The organism is Nocardioides sp. SLBN-35 (assembly GCF_006715725.1).
In the GTDB taxonomy this organism is placed as follows: domain Bacteria; phylum Actinomycetota; class Actinomycetes; order Propionibacteriales; family Nocardioidaceae; genus Nocardioides.
The window spans coordinates 5,322,792-5,341,224 of the sequence record NZ_VFNU01000001.1 but is presented as its reverse complement, the minus strand read 5'-3'; the positions used below and the strand labels follow the sequence as shown (position 1 = coordinate 5,341,224).

18 protein-coding genes are annotated in these 18,433 nt (G+C 70.9%); 3 read left to right on the top strand and 15 right to left on the bottom strand.

Annotation, left to right across the window (positions count from 1 at the left end; translation table 11 throughout):
- Nucleotides 1-47: 47 nt before the first annotated feature.
- The 9 genes from fabG to FBY23_RS25605 form a co-directional block, all read right to left on the bottom strand.
- Nucleotides 48-818, bottom strand: coding sequence for a 3-oxoacyl-ACP reductase FabG (gene fabG, locus FBY23_RS25645; protein WP_141800726.1), 771 nt, complete (start codon nt 816-818; stop codon nt 48-50).
- Nucleotides 819-840: 22 nt separating this feature from the next.
- Nucleotides 841-1,830, bottom strand: a complete 990-nt coding sequence (locus FBY23_RS25640) for a phosphotransferase enzyme family protein (protein WP_141800725.1) — start codon at nt 1,828-1,830, stop codon at nt 841-843.
- Nucleotides 1,830-2,477, bottom strand: coding sequence for a microcompartment protein (locus tag FBY23_RS25635; RefSeq protein ID WP_141800724.1), 648 nt, complete (start codon nt 2,475-2,477; stop codon nt 1,830-1,832). The genes FBY23_RS25640 and FBY23_RS25635 overlap by 1 nt, the downstream gene beginning before the upstream one ends.
- A 48-nt stretch (nt 2,478-2,525) precedes the next feature.
- Nucleotides 2,526-2,807: a BMC domain-containing protein gene (locus tag FBY23_RS25630; RefSeq protein ID WP_141800723.1), complete on the bottom strand. Its 282-nt coding sequence runs from the start codon at nt 2,805-2,807 to the stop codon at nt 2,526-2,528.
- Nucleotides 2,808-2,879: 72 nt separating this feature from the next.
- On the bottom strand, nt 2,880-3,131 hold the full coding sequence (locus tag FBY23_RS25625) for a EutN/CcmL family microcompartment protein (protein ID WP_141800722.1): 252 nt from the start codon (nt 3,129-3,131) through the stop codon (nt 2,880-2,882).
- Nucleotides 3,131-3,646 carry a hypothetical protein gene (locus FBY23_RS25620; protein ID WP_141800721.1) on the bottom strand — a complete coding sequence of 172 codons (516 nt, stop codon included), beginning with the start codon at nt 3,644-3,646 and terminating at the stop codon, nt 3,131-3,133. Before FBY23_RS25620 ends, FBY23_RS25625 begins: the two co-directional genes overlap by 1 nt.
- The gene (locus FBY23_RS25615) at nt 3,643-4,245 is read right to left on the bottom strand and encodes a BMC domain-containing protein (RefSeq protein WP_141800720.1); all 603 of its coding nucleotides are present in this window, start codon (nt 4,243-4,245) and stop codon (nt 3,643-3,645) included. The genes FBY23_RS25620 and FBY23_RS25615 overlap by 4 nt, the downstream gene beginning before the upstream one ends.
- A 3-nt stretch (nt 4,246-4,248) precedes the next feature.
- Nucleotides 4,249-5,850 (bottom strand): aldehyde dehydrogenase family protein, encoded by a 1,602-nt coding sequence (locus FBY23_RS25610; RefSeq protein ID WP_141800719.1) that lies wholly within the window; start codon nt 5,848-5,850, stop codon nt 4,249-4,251.
- Nucleotides 5,850-7,136, bottom strand: a complete 1,287-nt coding sequence (locus FBY23_RS25605; protein WP_141800718.1) for an aspartate aminotransferase family protein — start codon at nt 7,134-7,136, stop codon at nt 5,850-5,852. The genes FBY23_RS25610 and FBY23_RS25605 overlap by 1 nt, the downstream gene beginning before the upstream one ends.
- 218 nt (nt 7,137-7,354) lie before the next feature.
- On the opposite strand from FBY23_RS25605, the gene FBY23_RS25600 reads away from it, so the two are divergent.
- Nucleotides 7,355-8,923 carry an APC family permease gene (locus FBY23_RS25600; protein ID WP_141800717.1) on the top strand — a complete coding sequence of 523 codons (1,569 nt, stop codon included), beginning with the start codon at nt 7,355-7,357 and terminating at the stop codon, nt 8,921-8,923.
- A 72-nt stretch (nt 8,924-8,995) separates the two neighbouring features.
- Nucleotides 8,996-10,000 carry a response regulator transcription factor gene (locus FBY23_RS25595; RefSeq protein WP_141800716.1) on the top strand — a complete coding sequence of 335 codons (1,005 nt, stop codon included), beginning with the start codon at nt 8,996-8,998 and terminating at the stop codon, nt 9,998-10,000.
- Between the two features lie 25 nt (nt 10,001-10,025).
- On the opposite strand, the gene FBY23_RS25590 is transcribed toward FBY23_RS25595, so the two are convergent.
- The 6 genes from FBY23_RS25590 to FBY23_RS26110 all read right to left on the bottom strand — a co-directional run bounded on the left by FBY23_RS25590 (nt 10,026) and on the right by FBY23_RS26110 (nt 16,796).
- Entirely contained in the window at nt 10,026-10,805 is a 780-nt protein-coding gene (locus FBY23_RS25590) for an SDR family NAD(P)-dependent oxidoreductase (RefSeq protein WP_141800715.1), read from the bottom strand.
- Between the two features lie 28 nt (nt 10,806-10,833).
- The gene (locus FBY23_RS25585; RefSeq protein WP_141800714.1) at nt 10,834-12,159 is read right to left on the bottom strand and encodes an ArgE/DapE family deacylase; all 1,326 of its coding nucleotides are present in this window, start codon (nt 12,157-12,159) and stop codon (nt 10,834-10,836) included.
- Between the two features lie 28 nt (nt 12,160-12,187).
- A complete protein-coding gene (locus FBY23_RS25580; protein ID WP_222117936.1) occupies nt 12,188-13,711 on the bottom strand; it encodes a sodium:solute symporter in 1,524 nt (507 codons plus the stop codon).
- Nucleotides 13,711-13,974 (bottom strand): hypothetical protein, encoded by a 264-nt coding sequence (locus FBY23_RS25575; protein WP_141800713.1) that lies wholly within the window; start codon nt 13,972-13,974, stop codon nt 13,711-13,713. The genes FBY23_RS25580 and FBY23_RS25575 overlap by 1 nt, the downstream gene beginning before the upstream one ends.
- 255 nt (nt 13,975-14,229) lie before the next feature.
- Nucleotides 14,230-15,780, bottom strand: a complete 1,551-nt coding sequence (locus tag FBY23_RS25570; protein WP_141800712.1) for an FAD-binding protein — start codon at nt 15,778-15,780, stop codon at nt 14,230-14,232.
- Between the two features lie 44 nt (nt 15,781-15,824).
- A complete protein-coding gene (locus FBY23_RS26110) occupies nt 15,825-16,796 on the bottom strand; it encodes a LuxR family transcriptional regulator (RefSeq protein ID WP_160158377.1) in 972 nt (323 codons plus the stop codon).
- A gap of 178 nt (nt 16,797-16,974) precedes the next feature.
- On the opposite strand from FBY23_RS26110, the gene FBY23_RS25560 reads away from it, so the two are divergent.
- Nucleotides 16,975-18,417, top strand: a complete 1,443-nt coding sequence (locus FBY23_RS25560; protein ID WP_141800711.1) for an amidase — start codon at nt 16,975-16,977, stop codon at nt 18,415-18,417.
- Nucleotides 18,418-18,433: the final 16 nt, after the last annotated feature.

Genomic DNA, 18,433 nt, shown 5'->3' with positions numbered 1-18,433 from the left:
TCTGACCAGATGCTTGCAACGCTACCTCAGCGCCGCGGCGGCGGCCCTCAGATCTCCTCGAGTGCCTGCAGCGACTCGGGGAGCACCTGGCCGCCGTCGACGATCAGCGTCTGCCCGGTGATGTACGACGCCTCCTCGGTCGCGAAGAACAGGGCGGCGTTGCCGATGTCCGCGACCCCGCCGAGCCGCTTCTGCGGCACGCTGGCGGCCATCGCGGCCAGGTAGTCCTCGCCGAGCCCGTCGAGACCCTCGGTGGCGATGTTGCCCGGGAGCACGGCGTTGATCGTGATGGCCCGGGGCGCGAGCTCGAGCGCGGCGGTCCGCACGAAGCCGAGCTGGGCAGCCTTGCTCGCTCCGTAGTGCGACCACCCGGGGTAGCCGGTGTGGGGACCGGTGATCGACGAGGTCACCACGACCCGCCCGCGACCGCTCGCCGTCAGGGCGTCCAGGCACGCCTGGACCGCGAACACGGTGCCGTTGAGGTTGGTCGCCATCACGCCGTTGAGGTCGTCGGCGGTCATCGCGTCGAGGCGTGCGGCCGGGAAGACGCCGGCGTTGGCGCACAGGACGTCGATGCCGCCGTGGCGCTCGGTCGCGGTCGCTGCCATCCGGTCGCAGTCCTCGCGCCGGCTCACGTCGGCGATGACGTAGGACGCCCCGTCGCCGAGCTCGGCGCACGCGGCTGCGAGCGAGGCCTCGTCACGCCCGGTGACCAGGACGCGGGCGCCGGCCCGGGCGAAGACGGTGGCGATGCCGCGGCCGATGCCCTTGCTGCCACCGGTGACGACGACGGAGCGTCCGGCGAGTGAGGTGAACATAGGTTCTCCGATCCAGGTTTCGCTACGAGAGGGAGGCGCCGTCCGACGCGACGTAGCGCCGCGCCAGCTCGACGGTGCCGGCGGTGTAGGCGGGGCCGAGGTCCTGGCACTCGCGGGAGTGCGCATGGGAGCCCATCCAGGCGACGAGCAGCAGCCGGCGCAGCATCACGAAGGTCGCCAGCATGGCCTCGTGCTCGGCGGACAGCTCGGTGACCGAGCGGTACCCGCGCAGCCAGGCGGCCTGCCAGTCCGGCAGCCGTGGGTCGTGCTCGATGAACGAGACCGCGGTACCGAAGTCGTACATGAACCACGAGTAGCCGCAGTCGTCGAAGTCGATCACGGTGACGAGGTCGCCCTCGACGAGGAGGTTCGCGAGCCGGAGGTCGGCGTGGACGAGGCCGAACCGGTCGGCACCCGTGCCGTACGACGACAGCCGCTCCCGCACCACCTCGACGGCCGCGCCGAGCGCGGCCTCCTCGACCGGTCCGACGCCGATGCCGTCCTGCCAGCGCCCCCAGCGCGGCTCGTCGCCCAGCGAGTGCTCCCAGTCCCAGCTGAACCTTTGGAAGCCGTGCGGTGGTCTCCAGCCCCGGGCGTGCAGGTGCATGCGGGCCGTGATCGCGCCGAGCGTCTCGAAGTCCGTGGTGCCGAGCGCGACGTCGTCCGGCTCGATGCCGGGCACGACGTGGAAGAGCACGGCGTGCCGCTCCTCGCCGTCGACGGAGACCGTGGTGACCCACTCGCCGTCGCTGGCGGGCACGACCTGGGACGTCGCGACGGCCGACTCGGCCCGCAGCGCGGCCAGCCAGGACAGCTCGCTCTCGATCTCCGAGCGCGAGTGGTAGCCGACGCGGTGCACCCGCAGGATCGCGCTGCGCTCGCCGTCCTCGACCAGGAAGGTCGCGTTCTCGGAGAGGTTGATCATCCGCAGCCTGCACTCCGGCCCGAAGCCGTACTGTGGCAGCACCAGCTCGGCGACCCGCGTGTCCGCGGCCGCGGTGGTGGCGCTCATCAGTGCTCCCGTCCCTCGATCGACTCCAGGACCTTCGTGATCCGGTCCCTGGCCACCTCGACGTCCTCGGTGCTGCCGCTGAGGTAGAGCCTGCCGGCCGCCCCGATGAACTGCACGTCGACCATGGTGATGCCGGGCGCCGCGCGCTCGGCCTCGTTGGCGGCGACGGCCGCGAAGAGGGCAGGAGCCATCTCGTAGACGAGGAGCGACTGTCCCGGCATGATCATCGACCCCGAACGGTTGCGGTTGAGGATCACCGCGTGCTGGTCGGTGATGCTCTCGATGATGTCGTGGTACAGCACGCGCGGACGCAGCTGGTCACTGGCCGAGCTGCCGATTCCGTCGAGGACCGCCTGGCCGGCGGCGACCACGTCCTCCAGCGACGAGGCGTGCAGCTCGAGCACCCCGAACTGCCGCTCGACGAAGAGGATGCCGGGCTCGACCGACGGGGCGGCCCGCAGGGCGAGGTCGATCACGCGCTCGATCGCGAGAGCGGGGGCGACCTCGATGATGAGGGCGTGGTCGCCGGCGTACGGCGGGTAGCCCCGGGCACGGGTCGGCGTGCCCAGGTAGGCGGCGAACTGCGGCTGCAGGTCCTCGACCATCAGGTAGACCCGCAGCTCCGCGCGGGCATCGGTGGCGGCCATCGGACCTCCTCTTCTTGAGCTGGCTGGTGGGGCGTCGGGACGTAGGGACTACTTCGCGCTGACGTCGAAGTGGTTGCCGAGCTCGGCGTGCGGGCGCGGGATGACGTGGACGCTGACGAGCTCGCCGACCTGCGAGGCCGTCTCCGCGCCGGCCTCGGTGGCCGCCTTGACCGCGCCGACCTCGCCGGCGATGACCACGGCGACGAGCCCGTCGCCCACCTCCTGGCGGTCGGTGATGGTGACGTTGGCGGCCTTGACCATGGCGTCCGCGGCGGCGAGCGCGGCAACGAAGCCCTTGGTCTCGATCATGCCGATGGCGGTGCTGGACATGTGGTGCTCCTTGGTTGTGCGGTGGGTGGTGCGAGGTGGTTGGCGGGGCCGAGCGGCGCCCGACATCAGGGGTCAGCCGGTGGGCTGGTTGTCGATCGAGCCGATCACGAGCGCGTCGACGGGCGGCGGCGTGCCGGGGAACCAGGCCGCGGCGACCGAGCCCTGGGCGACCAGGACGGTCTCGCCGACGCCGCTGCCCAGGACGTCGAAGGCGACCAGGCGGCTGCCGCCACCCTCGACCTCGACCTCCAGGAACGCGCCGTTGGGCAGGCCGTCGATCCTCTTGGTGGACCAGACATTGCCGGTCACGACTGCTCTCAGCATCAGCGCTCCTTCTCGATGGGAACCCCCAGCGCGCGAGCCCTCTCGCGCGCCAGGGGAGTCAGCACGGCACGACGGCCGAGGACCAGCCGGCGGCCCGTCTCGGCGGCCGCCTTGACCTGCCGCTCGGTCACCGCGCCGGTGTCGACCCGCTGGACCGGCCGGTCCGCCGCAACGGCGGCCGTAGAGCCGCCCTCGAGTCGGAAGCGCAGCCGTCCGGCGCGCAGGTCCTGGCGGTTCTTCGGGTTCTCGAACAGCGCGAGCAGGCGCCGGGCGAACCCGTCGAGGTCGGCGTCGTCCGCGATCCGTACGGCCTCCACGCGCTCGCGCAGCGGCGGCGGAGTGACGTGCTCGGACCCCGGCACGCCGACGGGCGCCGCGGCGACGGCGGGAGGGGCCGGCGCCGCGGGGGCCGGGGGTGCAGGCGCCGCCGAGCCGACCAGCTCGGCGACGACCTCGCGGACGACCTCGCGGACCTGGTCCGCGATCACCGCCCGCAGGTCGAGGGAGGTGCTCACGTCAGGCCCCGGAGCGCTTCCTCGGCGGCCTCCGCGGCCTGCCGCACGTCGGCCTCCTTGCCGGACAGGTAGACGCGGCCGGTGGCTCCGATCATGCGGTAGTCGACGACCTTGATGTCGGCCGCCTTCTCCGCCTCGTTGGTCGCCACGATCGCGTACGACGCGGGCTGCACCTCGAGCACGTACATCGACTCGCCCGGCAGCACCATCGACCCGATCTTGTTGCGGTTGATGAGGAACGCGTGCTGGTGGTCGATCGAGCTGATGATCTTGCTGGCCAGGATCTGCGGGCGCACGGCGCTCGAGGCCTCGGCGCCGAGCGCGTCGAGCACCCCCTCGGCGGCCGCCTTCACGGACCCGGTCTCGCCGTGGAACTCCAGGTAGCCGAACTGCCGCTCGACGACGAGCACGCCCGCGGCGACCTCGGCGTGCTTGAGGGCGACGTCGGTGATCGGTTCGATGTCGATGCCGGGTGCGACCTCGATGATCTGCGCGGCCATGTGGGCGCGGGGCAGGGTGCCCTTGATCCAGGTGCCGAGGTAGCACAGCGTCTGCGGCTGCAGCCGGTCGATGAAGATGAAGGAACGCAGTTCAGCCATGGGTCAGCCCTTGATGAGGTGGGAGAGTTCTTCGACGACGAGGCGCCGTACCTGCTCGCGGAAGGCCGCGTCGTCGCCCGACGTGGCACCGCCGGTGCGGGCGCCGATCCGGTCGACCAGCGCGTCGACGTGGGCCCCCCGCTGGTCGAGCCCGTCGAGACCCCGGTCGTCGTTCGACGCCAGCGGGTACGCCGGCACCGGATCGTGGTGGTCACGCCAGGGGCTCAGGCCGCCGTACGCCGGCATCGCCTCGGCGGGGTCGCTGTTGTAGGCGATCCGGGTCCAGTTCACGAGGTGCTTCGGCTGGAGGTTCTCGCCGAGGGCGCTGCGACCGACGAAGCCGGTGCCGATCGTCATGGTCGGCGCGAGGTTCGTGTCGAGCCCACTGCTGCCCGTGCTGTTGCCGACGTTGACCGACACGCGCAGCACGGGCACCTCGGCGGCGTACCGCATCACCGTGGCGGGGTCGGAGGAGTGGATCGCCGCACTGTGGCCGGCGCCGGCGATCCGCACGATCGCACGGGCGGTGGCGATGCCGGTGACCGCGTCGGGCACCCGGATCATCCCGAGCACCGGCGACAGCTTCTCGTGGGTGAGCGGCTCCTCCGGCACGGCCACCTCGAACGGCGCGACGAGGACCTTCGTGCGCGGCCCGACCCGGATCCCGGCCTGCTGCGCGATCCACGACGCGTCCTTGCCGACGACGTCCACGTTGAGCCGGCCGTAGGGGAACATGTAGTCGCGCAGCCGCTGGGCGTCGTCGGGGCCGAGCACTGCCGCCCCGGCCCGCTCCATCTCGCGGACCAGTCTGTCCGCGACGGCCTGCTCGACCACGAGCACCGACTCGTTGGTGCAGAGCACCGAGTTGTCGAAGGCCTTGCTCTCGACCAGGCGCTGGGCGGCGGCGCGGACGTCGGCCGAGGCGTCCACCAGGACGGGGACGTTGCCCGGACCGACCCCGATGGCGGGGTTGCCGGAGCCGTAGGCGGCGCGGACCACGCCGGTCCCGCCGGTCGCGAGGATGACGTTGGTGCGCTGGTCGCCCATGAGCGACTCGACGAGAGGGATCGTCGGCTCCGCGACGCTCTGGACGATCCCGTCCGGCGCACCGGCCTCGACCGCTGCCCGCGCGAGGAGCTGTGCCGCGTCGTGGCAGCACTCCTTCGCCATCGGGTGCGGGCTGACCACGACAGCGTTGCGCGTCATCAGCGCGAGGATCACCTTGAAGAACACTGTCGCGACGGGGTTCGTCGACGGCGTGAGCGCCAGCACGACGCCGGCCGGCCGCGGCACCTCGACGATCTTGTCGTCGACGCGGACCCGGGGAGTGACGAAGTCCTGGCCGGCATAGGTGTCGAGCAGGCCGCGCGAGCAGGCCTGGTTCTTGCGGACCTTGTGCTCGACGACGCCGAAGCCGGTCTCCTTGACGGCCCACTCGGCGTACTTCTGGGCGTTCGCGTGCGCCACGTCCGCCACGGCGCGCACGATCCGGTCGACGTCGCCCTGCGAGTACGACGCGAACGCGCGCGCGGCCCAGCGGGCGCGTTCGAGCATGTGCCCGGTCTGCGCGGGTGCGCTCACGGGTCCGGTCGGCTGGTCGGCCATCAGCTTGCCCTCCGGCGGGAGACTGCGGGGTCGGCGGCCGCGCGGCCGATCGCCAGCGCGGTGCGGTCGAGGAGCTCCTCGACGAGGTCGGGCGTCATCAGGATCCCGGGCTTGTACTGCAGGACCCGCGGGTCGAGGGTGGAGAAGATCGCCCACACGCCCAGCGCGTAGAGCTCGCGCATGACGTACTTCGCGCCCTCGGGGTGCGCGAACTCGAGCCCGAGCACGACGCCGTTCTGACGGATCCCGACGAACCAGTCGGGATACTGGGCCTGCACCTGGCGCAGGCCGGTGCCGACGAGGTCCGCGATGTAGTGGACCATCGAGCGGACCTCGGGTCGGCGGCTGATCTCCAGCGTCTTCAGCGCGGCGACACAGCCGAGCTCGGCGCCTCCGAAGGTGGAGATGTGGCCGAATCCGTCCTCGCGCAGCCACGCGCCGGCCCGCTCGCTGAGGAGTACGGCGGCGATGGGGTAGATGCCGCCGGACAGGCCCTTGCCGCTGACCAGGATGTCGGGCTCGATGCCGTGCTTGGTGATGCCCCAGAGCTCACCGGTGCGCATCAGGCCGGTCTGCACCTCGTCGGCGATGTAGAGCGCGTCGTACTTCTCGCAGAGCTTCTTGACCGCTTCGAGGTAGCCGGGCTGGGGGAGCGGGAAGCCGTACGTCGCCGGGATCGTCTCCATGATCACCGCGGCGACGTCGCGGCCCTTGAGCGCCTGCTCCATGGCCTCGAGGTCGTTGAACGGGACCTGGGGGAACTCCTCGGGCCGGTCGGCGAGGAAAAGCTTGGAGAAGCGGTCGTCGCCCGTGGCGACCGCCAGACCGGTGTGGCCGTGGTAGGCCTTCACGATCGAGACGATCTTGCGCTTCTGCATGGCGTGACGGGCGCTCTTGAGGGCGATGTCGATCGCCTCGCCGCCGCCGGACGCGTAGGCGACCTTGGTCAGGTTCGCTGGGGCCGACTCGACCAGTGCCTCGGCGAGCGCGGTCCGTCCCAGCGACGGGAAGTGGTGGTTGCCGATGTCGAACCGGTCCATCGCGCGCTTCACCGCGGCGACCACCTCGGGGTTGCGGTGGCCGAGGTTGTAGGTGCCACCGTTGAGGTGGACGTCGATCAGTCGCCGGCCGTCCATGTCCCAGAGCAGGTAGCCCTCGCGGCGGTCGATCACCAGGTCGATCCCGCTGTCGGACCAGAACCTCGTCTTGTCCGGGTTCCAGTAGTGCGCCGACTTCTCGAGCATCTCTGCCTTCGAGTCGAAGCTGAACGCGTCGTAGTCGTGCATCGCCATCCCTTGGTGTCGGTGGCCACGTCCGTGGTCACCGGAAGCCTTGTGCCGAGAAGCCTGTTTGGTCAGACCGAAAAAGTCAATGGTCTAGAACGAAGCAAAATTGTCTGACCTAAAACCTTGATTTGGTCTGTTCGGTAGTGCCAGCATGCCGAGGTCTGGTGTGAGCCAGGACACAACGGGACGTGCTGCGAGGCACGGGAGAGAGAGTCCGCATGTCTGCAGAGGAGACGCGTACCGCGTCCGAGGCCGAGACGGGGGTCCAGCGGCTGAAGCCGAACGCCGTCGGCCTGTTCGGGGTCATGTTCATGGCGGTGGCCACCGCTGCGCCGATCACCGCGATGGTCGGCAACGTCCCGATCGCGATCGGCTTCGGCAGCGGCGCGAACGCGCCCGCCGGCTACCTCGTCGCCACGATCGTCCTGGGGCTCTTCGCCCTCGGCTACTCCGCGATGGCCAAGCACATCGTGTCGACCGGAGCCTTCTACGGCTTCATCTCGCACGGCCTGGGCCGGGTGGTGGGCATGGGCGCCGGGGCGTTGACCACGCTGGCCTATGTCGTCTTCGAGGCCTCGCTCGTCGGCATCTTCTCGTTCTTCGCCGCGAGCTTCTTCTCGACACACACCTCGCTCGACATCTCGTGGGTCTGCTACGCGCTGCTGATGCTCGGCGTGAACGCGGTGCTGACCTACTACGACATCAACCTCACGGCCGTCGTGCTCGGCGGCTTCCTCGTGACCGAGATCGTCATGCTCGCCGCAATGACGATCTCGATCGTCGTCTCCGGCGGTGGCCCCCAGGGGTGGTCCCTGGGCTCGCTCAACCCGGTCAACGCCTTCTCCGGCCTCGACGGCTCCGTCCTCCACCCGGACACCGGCGCCACGCTCGCGGTCGCCGGGACCGCGGGCATCGGCCTGTTCTTCGCGTTCTGGTCGTGGGTCGGCTTCGAGTCCACCGCCATGTACGGCGAGGAGTCGCGCAACCCGAAGAGGATCATCCCGCTCGCGACCATGCTCTCGGTGCTCGGCATCGGCATCTTCTACGTCATCGTGTCGTGGTCCGCGATCGTCGGCACCGGCCCGGACAACGCCGTCGCCCTCGCCCAGGACAGCGCGACCGCCGGCCAGATCTTCTTCGGTCCCGTCGAGCAGCACCTCGGCCACTGGGCGGTCGTCGTCTTCGAGTTCCTGCTGATGAGCGGCTCGTTCGCCTGCGGCATGGCCTTCCACAACTGCGCGTCGCGCTACATCTACGCGATCGGCCGCGAGGACCTCGTTCCCGGCTTCGGCAGGACGCTCGGCGCTGCCCACCCGGTCCACGGCTCGCCGTACATCGCCGGCTTCGCGCAGACCACTGTCGCCACGCTGATCGTCGTGGGGTTCTACGTGACCGACCGCGACCCCTACGGCCAGCTCTACGCGCTCATGGCCATCCTCGGGACCACGGCGATCCTCATCGTCCAGGCACTGGCCGCCTTCTCCTGCATCGCCTACTTCCACGTGCAGGGCAAGCACCCCGAGACGGCCAACCTGTTCCGGACCTTCCTCGCTCCGCTCATCGGCGGCATCGGCATGGTCTACGTCATCTGGCTGTTGATGGAGAACGCCGGCTTCGCGGCAGGTGCCGCGGCCAGCGACGTCATCTTCAAGCTCTCGCCCTGGCTCGTCGGTCTGGTCGGACTCTCCGGCCTCGGCTTCGCCCTGTGGGCCAAGAAGTTCGCGCCCGAGCGGTACGACACGATCGGCCGCGTCGTCCTCGAAGACACCCAGGAACGTGCGGACTGAGACGTCCGCCTGCGTCGTGCCGGGGGAGCGGCGGAGGGCGTACGCTTCAGGGAACGCCAGCTGGGGGTCCCGATGAGCAGTCGTCCTTCGCCGCTCGACCTGGTGGCCGACGTGGCTGCCATCTGCGTCGAGCCCACGCCCGCCGCCGACCGGGCGGCCGCCGTCCTCCAGCGGATCGGGGAGGCCATCCCGCTCGAAGCTGCGGCCCTGTCCACCTTCGACCCGGTCGAAGGCCGGCACTTCACGGTCGCCGAGGTCGGTTACAGCGACCCGGTGCTCAGCTACCTCAACGACGGCTTCGTCAACGAGGACCCGGCCTTCCTCACGATGCGGTTCCGCAACCCGCGACCGCTGCGGTGGTGCGACATCCCCAACTACCGCAACATGTTCAGCGCCCACGAGGTGTTCATCCCCGGTGGCTTCGCCGAGGGGTCGACGACCTGTCTTTTCACGCGCGACGGGCGCTACACCGGGGCACTTCACCTGAGCTCCGACTCGCCACTGCCGATCAGCGACTCGGCCGTCGAGACGCTGATCGCGCTGCAGCGGGTGATCGCGCCGGTCATGGACGCCATGCGCCCGCCGGTGGGACACACCTGGACCGACCTGCTCGAGGAGGCCGGCGAGGCGGCGCTGATGACCGCCGACCGGCGCCTGGTCACCCTGCCCGGCCTGCGCCGGGACAAGTGGCTGGCCGACGACTCGCCCCTGGCGGCCGAGCTGCTGGCCAGCGCCGAGGGGGCCGTGCACGGATTCGCGTGGGTCTCCCCGACCGGTCGTTGCCACGAGGTGCGGAGGACCCGGTTGGCCGCGGGCGTCCTGGTGACGCTGCGCGAGGCCGCGGCGCCGTACCGGCTCTCGCCGAGGGAGGTGCAGGTCCTCACCCTCGTCGCGACGGGCCTCGGCAACCCCGACATCGGGCTCGCGCTGTCGCTCAGCCCGCGCACCGTCGCGACCCACGTGGAGCACATCCTCGCCAAGCTCGGCTGCGCGACGCGGGTCGCCGCGGCGAGCAAGGCGGTGGCGGAGGAGATCGTGCCGCTGCCGCCCACCACCCCCTTGCTCGTGCGCACCTGAGGCTCCTGTCGCCCGGTTCGTGAGGTCAGGCGCCGAGCTCGACCGGCGTGCCGATCGTCCAGCCGCCGTCGACCAGCAGGTTGTCGCCGACCACGTGGTCCGCGAGCGGGCTCGCCAGGAACAGCACGGCGTTGGCGACGTCCTGCGGGCTCGCCCAGCGTCCGCGCGGCGTCTGCGCGGCGAGCGCATCGTGCGTCACCTGGTCGTAGAGCGCCGTCATGTGCGTGGTGACGAAGCCGGGCGCGACGGCGTTGACGTTGATGCCGTGCGCGGCATAGTCGAGCGCGACCTGGCGGGTGAAGTTGACGATCGCGCCCTTGGTGGCGCAGTACGCGGCGAAGCCGGGATTGCCCCGGAAGCCGCTGATCGAGCTGATGTTGACGATCTTGCCGGGGCTCTTGCGCGCCAGCAGCCCACGAACCATCTCGCGGGTGCAGTGGAAGGTGCCGTCGACGTTGACGAGGAACTGGGTCCGCCAGGTCTCGTCGTCGGTCTCGTGCACGCTGCCCTCGCGCAGGACCCCGGCGTTGTTGACGAGGATGTCGAGGCCGCCGAGGCGCTGGTCGAGATCGGCGAAGACCGAGGCGACATGCGCGCTGGCGGTGACGTCGAGCTTGACGAACTCGGCGGAGCCGCCGGCCGCGACGATGACGGCGGCCGTGGGATCGCCGCCCTCGCGGGCGTCCTCGGTCAGGTCGGCGACGACGACGTGCGCGCCGACCTTGGCGAGGGTGGTGGCGATGGCGCGGCCGATGCCGGAGGAGGCTCCGGTGACGACGGCCACCTTGTCGGTGAGGTCGATCATGATCGGGTCCTTTCGGTGGAGAGGGTGGTCACTCGGCGCCGCACCAGTCGAGGGCGAGCGAGGCGTAGGTCCGGGCCGCGAGGTGGACCTCGTCGATGAGGCAGTACTCGTCGTCGGCATGCGCGACGCGCAGGTCGCCCGGGCCGTAGCTGATCGCCGGGATCCCGGCGGCCGTGAGGAACGAGCAGTCCTCGACCGCACAGAACCCGGCGACCGGCGGCGGTCCCTGGTAGGCCGTCATGCCGGAGACGCGCTCGTGCGCGGCCGCCACGGCACCGGTGATCGCGGTCGCTGCCTCGCCGGGATCGTTGGCCGGCCAGTTCAGCTTCCAGTCCACGACCGGCGGGTGCTCGCGCAGCCAGCCGTCGGTCTGCGCGATCGCGCGGATCTGGGCCTCGACCTCTGCCTTCACGGTCTCCGGGTCGTCCTGGGGCGGGTACCAGATGCAGTACTCGATGGTCATGTACTCGGACAGGATGAACGGCACCAGGACGCCGTGCGGACCGCCCTGGACGACGCCCGGGTGGATGGTGAAGTGACCGGGAGCGAAGAGCGGGTGGGTCTTCGTGAAAGCCCACTCCTCCTCGAGGCGCTGCATCGCCTGGAAGACGAGCATCCCCTTGTCGATCGCGTTGACCCCGACGGCGCTGCCACCGCCGCCGGCGCGGATCGTCTGGCCGCGCATCGAGGAGTGCGTCGCCTTGCCCTGCACCGTCACCGAGAACCAGAGCAGGCCGGGCGTCACCGGGATGACGCCGAGGTTGGTCGGGCCGCTCGGCTCCGCGACGACGGCAGCGTCGGCGCGGTAGCCACGCTCGATCGTCGACGTCACGCCGCACTCGTGGTCCATCACCTCCTCGCCGACGACCGCCTCGACGATCAGGTCGCCGCCGAGGGTGACGCCGGCCCGCTGCAGAGCCTTGACGGCGAACGCCTGCGCCACCAGGCCGGCCTTCATGTCGCTGGCGCCGCGGCCCCAGACCCGGTCGCCGTCGACCTTGCCGGAGAAGGGGTCGCCGGACGTCCAGCGGTCCGGGTTGCCGGGCGGTACGACGTCCACGTGGCCGTTGAAGATCAGGGACCGTCCGCCGCCGGTTCCCTTCAGGGTGCCGACCGCGTTGTCGCGGCCCTTCTCCACCGCCCAGTACTCGACGTCGGCACCGGCGTCCTCGTAGATCTCGCCGACCAGGCGGGACACGCGGCCCTCGAGGCCGACCACCTCGTCGTACACCTGGCCGGGGTACTTCGGGTTCACGCTCGGGATCGAGATGACCTCGGACAGGGTGGAGACGAGGTCGTCCTTGAGGGCGTCCACCGCCGCCAGCACGCGGTCGTGGGTCTCCTGGGATGTCATGGCACAGCTCCGTTCGGGTGGGTCGGGATCAGTGGGTGGCGGACAGGGACGGCTCGGGCCGCGACTTCCCGGCCTCGAAGAGCTCGTCGATCCGGCGACGCTCCTGCTCGGCGTGCGGGAGCAGGTAGGCGAGCACGACGTACACGACGAGGTTGATCGCGAGGGCGAGGACGCCGCTGGTGAGGCTGCCGAGCCCGGGCATGTCGTCGGGGTACTTCCAGGTGAGCACGGCTGCGACCACGAAGCCGGTGCACATCGAGGCGAGCGCTGCGACCTTGGTGCCGCGCTTCCAGAACATGCCGAGGAACATCGGCACCGCGAGCTGCACGATGCCCTGGTAGGACATCTGGGCCAACAGCTGGAGCCGTGGGTAGTCGAACGCGATGTAGGCGACGATCGCCGAGGCGAGCATGTAGACGACCATCGAGCCCTTCGCGACGACCTTCAGCTGGAAGTCGGTGCGTGGGGAGATGACGTGCACTATGTCGTTGGCGATCTGCGCGCCGCAGACCTGGACGCAGCCGTCGATCCAGCCCATGCTCGCGGCCAGGACGATGACGAGCGCCATGCCGAGAAGCCACTGACCACCACGGTCGTAGAGCAGCGTGAACCAACCGTCCTGCGGGGCGGCGGCGATGTCGGTCATCGACGCGGCGGCGAGCGCGACCAGGGTGAGCATCAGGTAGAAGCCGCCGGCCACGAGCATCGTCTGCAGCGTGCCCTTCTTGACGCTGCGCACGCCCTTGGCGGTGTAGATGCGCTGGTAGCTGGTCGGCCAGCACAGCGATCCGATCACGCCGGTGACGATGAGCGAGAAGAGGTACCAGGGGCCGTAGGTCCCGCCGTCGCCAGGCACGTGCAGCAACGCCTTCGGGAGGTCGCCGATGGCGCCGAAGCCGGCCGAGTCCGCAGGACCGAACAGGATGCCGAGACAGACCAGGGCGGCGAGACCGTAGGCCACGATGCCCTGAACCAGATCCGTGATGACCAGGCCGCGCATGCCCATCTGGACGGTCCAGATCTGCCGGACCGCGATCACCCCGACACCGACGACCAGGCAGGTGGTCACCGACCACTGGCCGAAGCTGGCGAAGCGGAAGATCAGGCCCATCGCCTGCATGCCGAGGACGATCCACGGGAACAGGCACACGACGCCGATCGCGCTGGCGATCACGCGCACCGCCTGCGACTGGAAGCGCAGGCCGAGCATGTCGGGCTGGGTCTTCAGGTCGTAGCGCTTGCCCCACAGCCAGGCCCGCTCGGCCATCAGGTACATCGCCGTGACGCCGAGGAGAGAGTAGGCGAGGGCATAGAACCCGAGCACGCCGGCGCCGACGCTGAGGCCGAAGAACGCGGTGTACGTCGCGCCCGGCCACCAGGAGTTGGTGTAGGACATCGCGATGTACCAGCTGCTGAAGGAGCGCCCGCCCACGGCGTAGTCGGAGAACGACTTGGCACTGCGGTTGGTCGCGTAGAGCACGAAGACGATGAGGGCGAAGAACGCCGTCAGCATGCCGAGCGTGACGGCCATCGAACCGGTCATCGTGGACATCAGGCAGCCACCTCCTCGGGCTCCTCGCCCACCTCGCCGCGGATGTTCTCGAAGATCCAGAGCAGCCACACCGCGCCCGTGGCGAGGAGGGCGTCGAAGATCCAGTAGGCGACGCTGAACGGCACGCCGAGGATGGGGGTGTCGACGCCACTGCCCGCCAGGTACAGCGGCGGGAACACGGCGAGCAGGATGCTGCTGCCGAAGAGCAGCCAGAAGATCGTCATCTTGGTCCGTGACGACATCGCACGGATGGCGCTTGTCATGGGTCCTCCAGGGTTCGGTCTGACCGAGATGACCCGAAACTATGTGCGCCCGGTCACAGCCGGTATCGGGTCAGGTGCCCGATCTGGGGGACCCCGTGGGCTCGGGCATCCGTCAGTTGACGGATGCCCGAGCGCGGGAAACCCGGCCGACGGATCGACGTCCGTGGTCGGACCGAAAGCGGCATCAGTGTCCGCAAGATGAGGAGCAGCCGGACGGAGTTCCCGTCCGGCTGCGCTCTCGGTGCCCTGCTCGGTCTACTCGGCGGCCCCCGCGGCGGCCAGGTCCCGGACCGCGAGGTGGCTGAACAGCATGCTCGCGCCGATCGGGTTGCCGCCACCGGGATAGACCGTGCCGCTCGGGGCCGCCATCGTGTTGCCGGCGGCGTACAGGCCAGGGATCGGTCGGTCGTCGGCGTCGAGGACCCGGGCGGTGGTGTCGGTCCGCAGACCGCCCTTGGTGCCGAGGTCGGAGATGCCGAACGCCGCGGCGTGGAAGGGGCCCTGCTCGACGGGCACCAGCGGGGAGCCGCCGCCGAAGAAGAAGCGGTCGTAGGCCTCGCCGCCGCGGTCGAAGTCCTCGTCGACGCCCGACGCTGCGAGCTCGTTGAAGCGCGCGACGGTCGCGACCAGCGCATCGGCCGGAACGCCGATCTTCTCGGCGAGCTCCTCGAGGGTGTCCGCCGTGTGCCACAGCCCCGCCTCGACGTACTTCTCGGGGTCGGTGATGGAGACGTTGGACGCCTTCACCGGCGGTACGACGCCGTCGCGGTCGTCGTAGACCATCCAGAACGGGAGCGTCATCTCGCCGGCGTCGAGGCGGGCGATCACGTCGCGGCCGAGGCGGTCGTAGGGGGCGGACTCGTTGACGAACCGCCGGCCTGACTGGTCCACGAAGATGCCGCCGGTGAACCACAGCGCGAACGCGGAGCGGCCGTCGGGGTGGGTCAGGCCGGGGGACCACCACGCCTCGCCCATCAGGTCGGTGGCCGCGCCCACGGCGATGCCCGCCTGGTGCGCGAGGCCGGTGTTGGTGGGCGGGCCCATGGTGTCGCGGGCGACGCCGGGCACCCCGTACTTCTGGCGCAGCTCGTCGTTGGACTCGAAGCCGCCGGCCGCCATGACGACGCCGCGGCGGGCGCGGATCGCGCGGCGCTCGCCGTCGTGCTCGACGATCGCGCCGACCACGGCGCCGTCCTCGACGACGAGCTCGACCAGCGCGGTCTCCCGCACGGTGGCGGCGTGGTCGTACCTCGCGAGCGCCGTCAGGGCGCGGGCCACCAGGGCGCGGCCGCCGATGAACAGGTCCTCGGGCTGCGGCGTGCCGTAGCGGTCGTTGTCGAGCGGGCCGCGGACCAGGGTGCGCAGCTCGGGAGCCGCGCTGACCGGCAGCGGGGTCGGGATGATGTGGCGCTGGCCGTCGTTGCGGGCCTTGGGCGCCTTGCCGAAGTAGTCCGGCCACGGGAACGGCTCGAACGAGAAGTGATCGTCCTGCTCGAGGTACTCGATGAGGCCGGCGCCGCCGCGGATGTAGGTCTCCTGCAGCTCCGGGGGCGTCCGGTCGCCGACGACAGCGCGGTAGTAGGTCAGCGCGTCCTCGACGGTGTCGTCGGTGCCCGCCCGTTGCAGCACCGGGTTCACGGGGAACCAGGCCCCGCCCCCACCGGAGTAGGCGGTGGTGCCGCCGAACTTGTCACTGGCCTCGACCAGCAGGACGCTCAGTCCCTCGCGAGCGGCGGTGTAGGCGCCGATCACCCCGCCGGCGCCTGATCCGGCTACCAGTACGTCGTACTCCTCGGCCCAGTCCATTTCCGTTTCCTCTCCTCGCGGACGCCCTTGCGGCTCCGGCGACGCTAGGAGCGCGGACCGGATCCGTCAGGGGACCTCCCGGCCAGCGGGAACGCCGAGGCCACCCGCAGCGCGTCGATCGAGTCGAGGTCGTTCTCGACGGCCGAGCGGGCCAGGGCGGTGCGGTTGGCGCAGCCGAGCTTGCCCATCGCGGACTCGACGTGGCTGCGCACCGTGCGCACCGCGATGCCCAGCGCTCGGGAGACCTGCTCGTTCGACCAGCCCCGCGCGACCAGGCCGACGACGTCGAGCTCGCGGCTGGTCAGGTCGCCGAACACGGAGGCGCGGCCCAACCGGACGACAGCGACCCGCGGACGGCGTACGCCGTGGACCCACCACCACGTGCCGTCGACGGCGCGGTGCGCGAAGCGCAGACCCTGGGGGCGCGTCGCGCTCAGGCGCGCGGTGAGGCGGAGGTCGCCGGGGCTCAGCGGCGATTCGTCGAGACTGCCGGCGCGGACCTCCACCTGGTCGCGCGCCACCGCCAGCACCAGGTCCGCGCGTCGGTCGTCGGCGCCGGGGTCGGCCAGCGCGGCGAGGTCGTACGCCAGCATCGCCAGCGCCATCAGGGAACGCTCGTCCAGCGGCCGGGCGTGCGTCGAGCTCAGGGCGACGAAGCCGCCGTCCGGCAGGGGCAGAGTCACGCCCTCGCGGAAGCGGTTGGGCGCGATGACGTCCTGGTAGGTGCGCGTCTCGTGCAGGTCGAACGGCACGTCGACGAAGCGCATCGGCACACCACGCCGGACGATGTGCTGGTGGACCGGGCAGGTCCGGCTGTAGGTCGACGCGAGGTAGTCGAAGGCCTCGCTGGGATAGCTGAGGTTGACCACCGGCCGGTGGTGGGCGACGAGCGCCGCGCAGTCGAAGCCGAGTCGGTCGCGCATCTCGAGGAGTGGTTCCTGGACGGCGAGATCGCCGCGACCGGCCGCGCGGACGTCGGCGGCGAGCCGGGGCCACCACTGCAGGTCAGCGGTCATGGACAACCTCTCGTTCGGGTACGAAGTTTTCGGCGCCGGCCCGGTCGGTGTCAAGGGAGGCCCCCCGCCGCGGGCGTATCGGCTTTTGCGCCGATGTGCGCCACGTCACGAGTTCCTAGGGTCGGGAGAAGGGTCGCCTCGACGTGCCGACCACCTCCCGTGACCGAAGGAATGCCCGATGAGAATCGATGAGTACGCCGACCTCGACGCCACCGCCCTGGCCGCTGTCATCGCTGCCGGCGACGTCACCGCGGAGGAGGTGGCGACGCTGGCCGCCGAGGCCATCAACGCCGTCTCCGAGCTGAACGCCGTCTGCGTCGGCCCGTTCGAGAAGCCCCTCGACCACGCCGCCGACGGCGTGCTCGGCGGTGTCCCGTTCGCGATCAAGGACCTCGTCATCCACGCCCGGGGAGTGCCGACCCGGATGGGCACCCGGCTTCTCGGCGATGGCATCGCGCCGCCGGCGGACACCTTCTTGATGGAGCGCTTCCGCGCCGCCGGCCTCGCGACGCTGGCGGTCACCACCACGCCGGAGCTGGGCTTCAACGGCAGCTCCGAGGCGCTCGCCTACGGCCCCACCCGGAACCCTTGGAACACGGCGCACAGTGCCGGCGGGTCCAGCGGCGGCTCGGCGGCACTGGTCGCCGCCGGTGCGGTGCCGGTGGCGCACGCGAACGACGGCGGTGGCTCGATCCGGATCCCCGCCGCCTGCAACGGCCTGGTCGGCCTCAAGCCCGGACGCGGCAGGGTCTCCGTCGGACCGGACTCGGGCGACGCGCTGTTCGGGATGGGCTGCGAGCTGGCCGTGACCCGCACCGTGCGTGACACCGCCGCACTTCTCGACGCCGTGGCCGGGGCCTGCCCGGGCGACCCGTTCGTGGTCGCGCCGCCGGAGCGGCCGTGGGCCGAGGAGGTCGGCGCGAACCCGGGCCGGCTGCGGATCGCCGTCCACACGGAGTCGTGGGCCGGCAGCTGGGTCGACCCCGAGGTCGCGCAGGTGGTCGAGGAGGTCGCGGCGACCCTCGAGGCGGCGGGGCACCACGTCGACCGGGCGACCCCGGTGATCGACTGGGAGGTGCTGCTCGAGACCAACCTCGTGCTCTGGACGGCCTTCCTCGCACACGCCGTCGCCGGGATCGAGGCCATGACCGGGCGCACGGCGGGTCCGGACAACCTCGAGCGCACGTCCTGGGCGTGCGTCCAGCACGGCCGGACGCTCACCGGGCTCGACGTCTGCACGGCCCTCGACCGGGCCAACGCGCTGTCCCGCAGCATCGGCCGGTTCTTCGGCGACCACGACCTGCTGCTGACGCCCACGATGAACACCCCTGCGCTTCCCCTCGGGCAGCTCGACGCGAACGCCGACCTCACGGCCGCGGAGTGGACCACGCGAATCTTCGACGCCTGCTCGTTCACCTCGCCCTTCAACCAGAACGGCGCACCTGCGATCAGCCTGCCGCTCGGCCAGTCCTCGCAGGGCCTGCCGATCGGCGTCCAGCTGGCCGGGGACTCGAACTCGGAGGCGCTGCTCATCCGGGTCGCCGCGCAGCTCGAGGAGGCCATGCCGTGGAGTGGCCGCCGTCCCGGCCTCCACGCGGGCACGGTAGCCGCCGCTCGCTGACGGTGGAGCGCGCCTT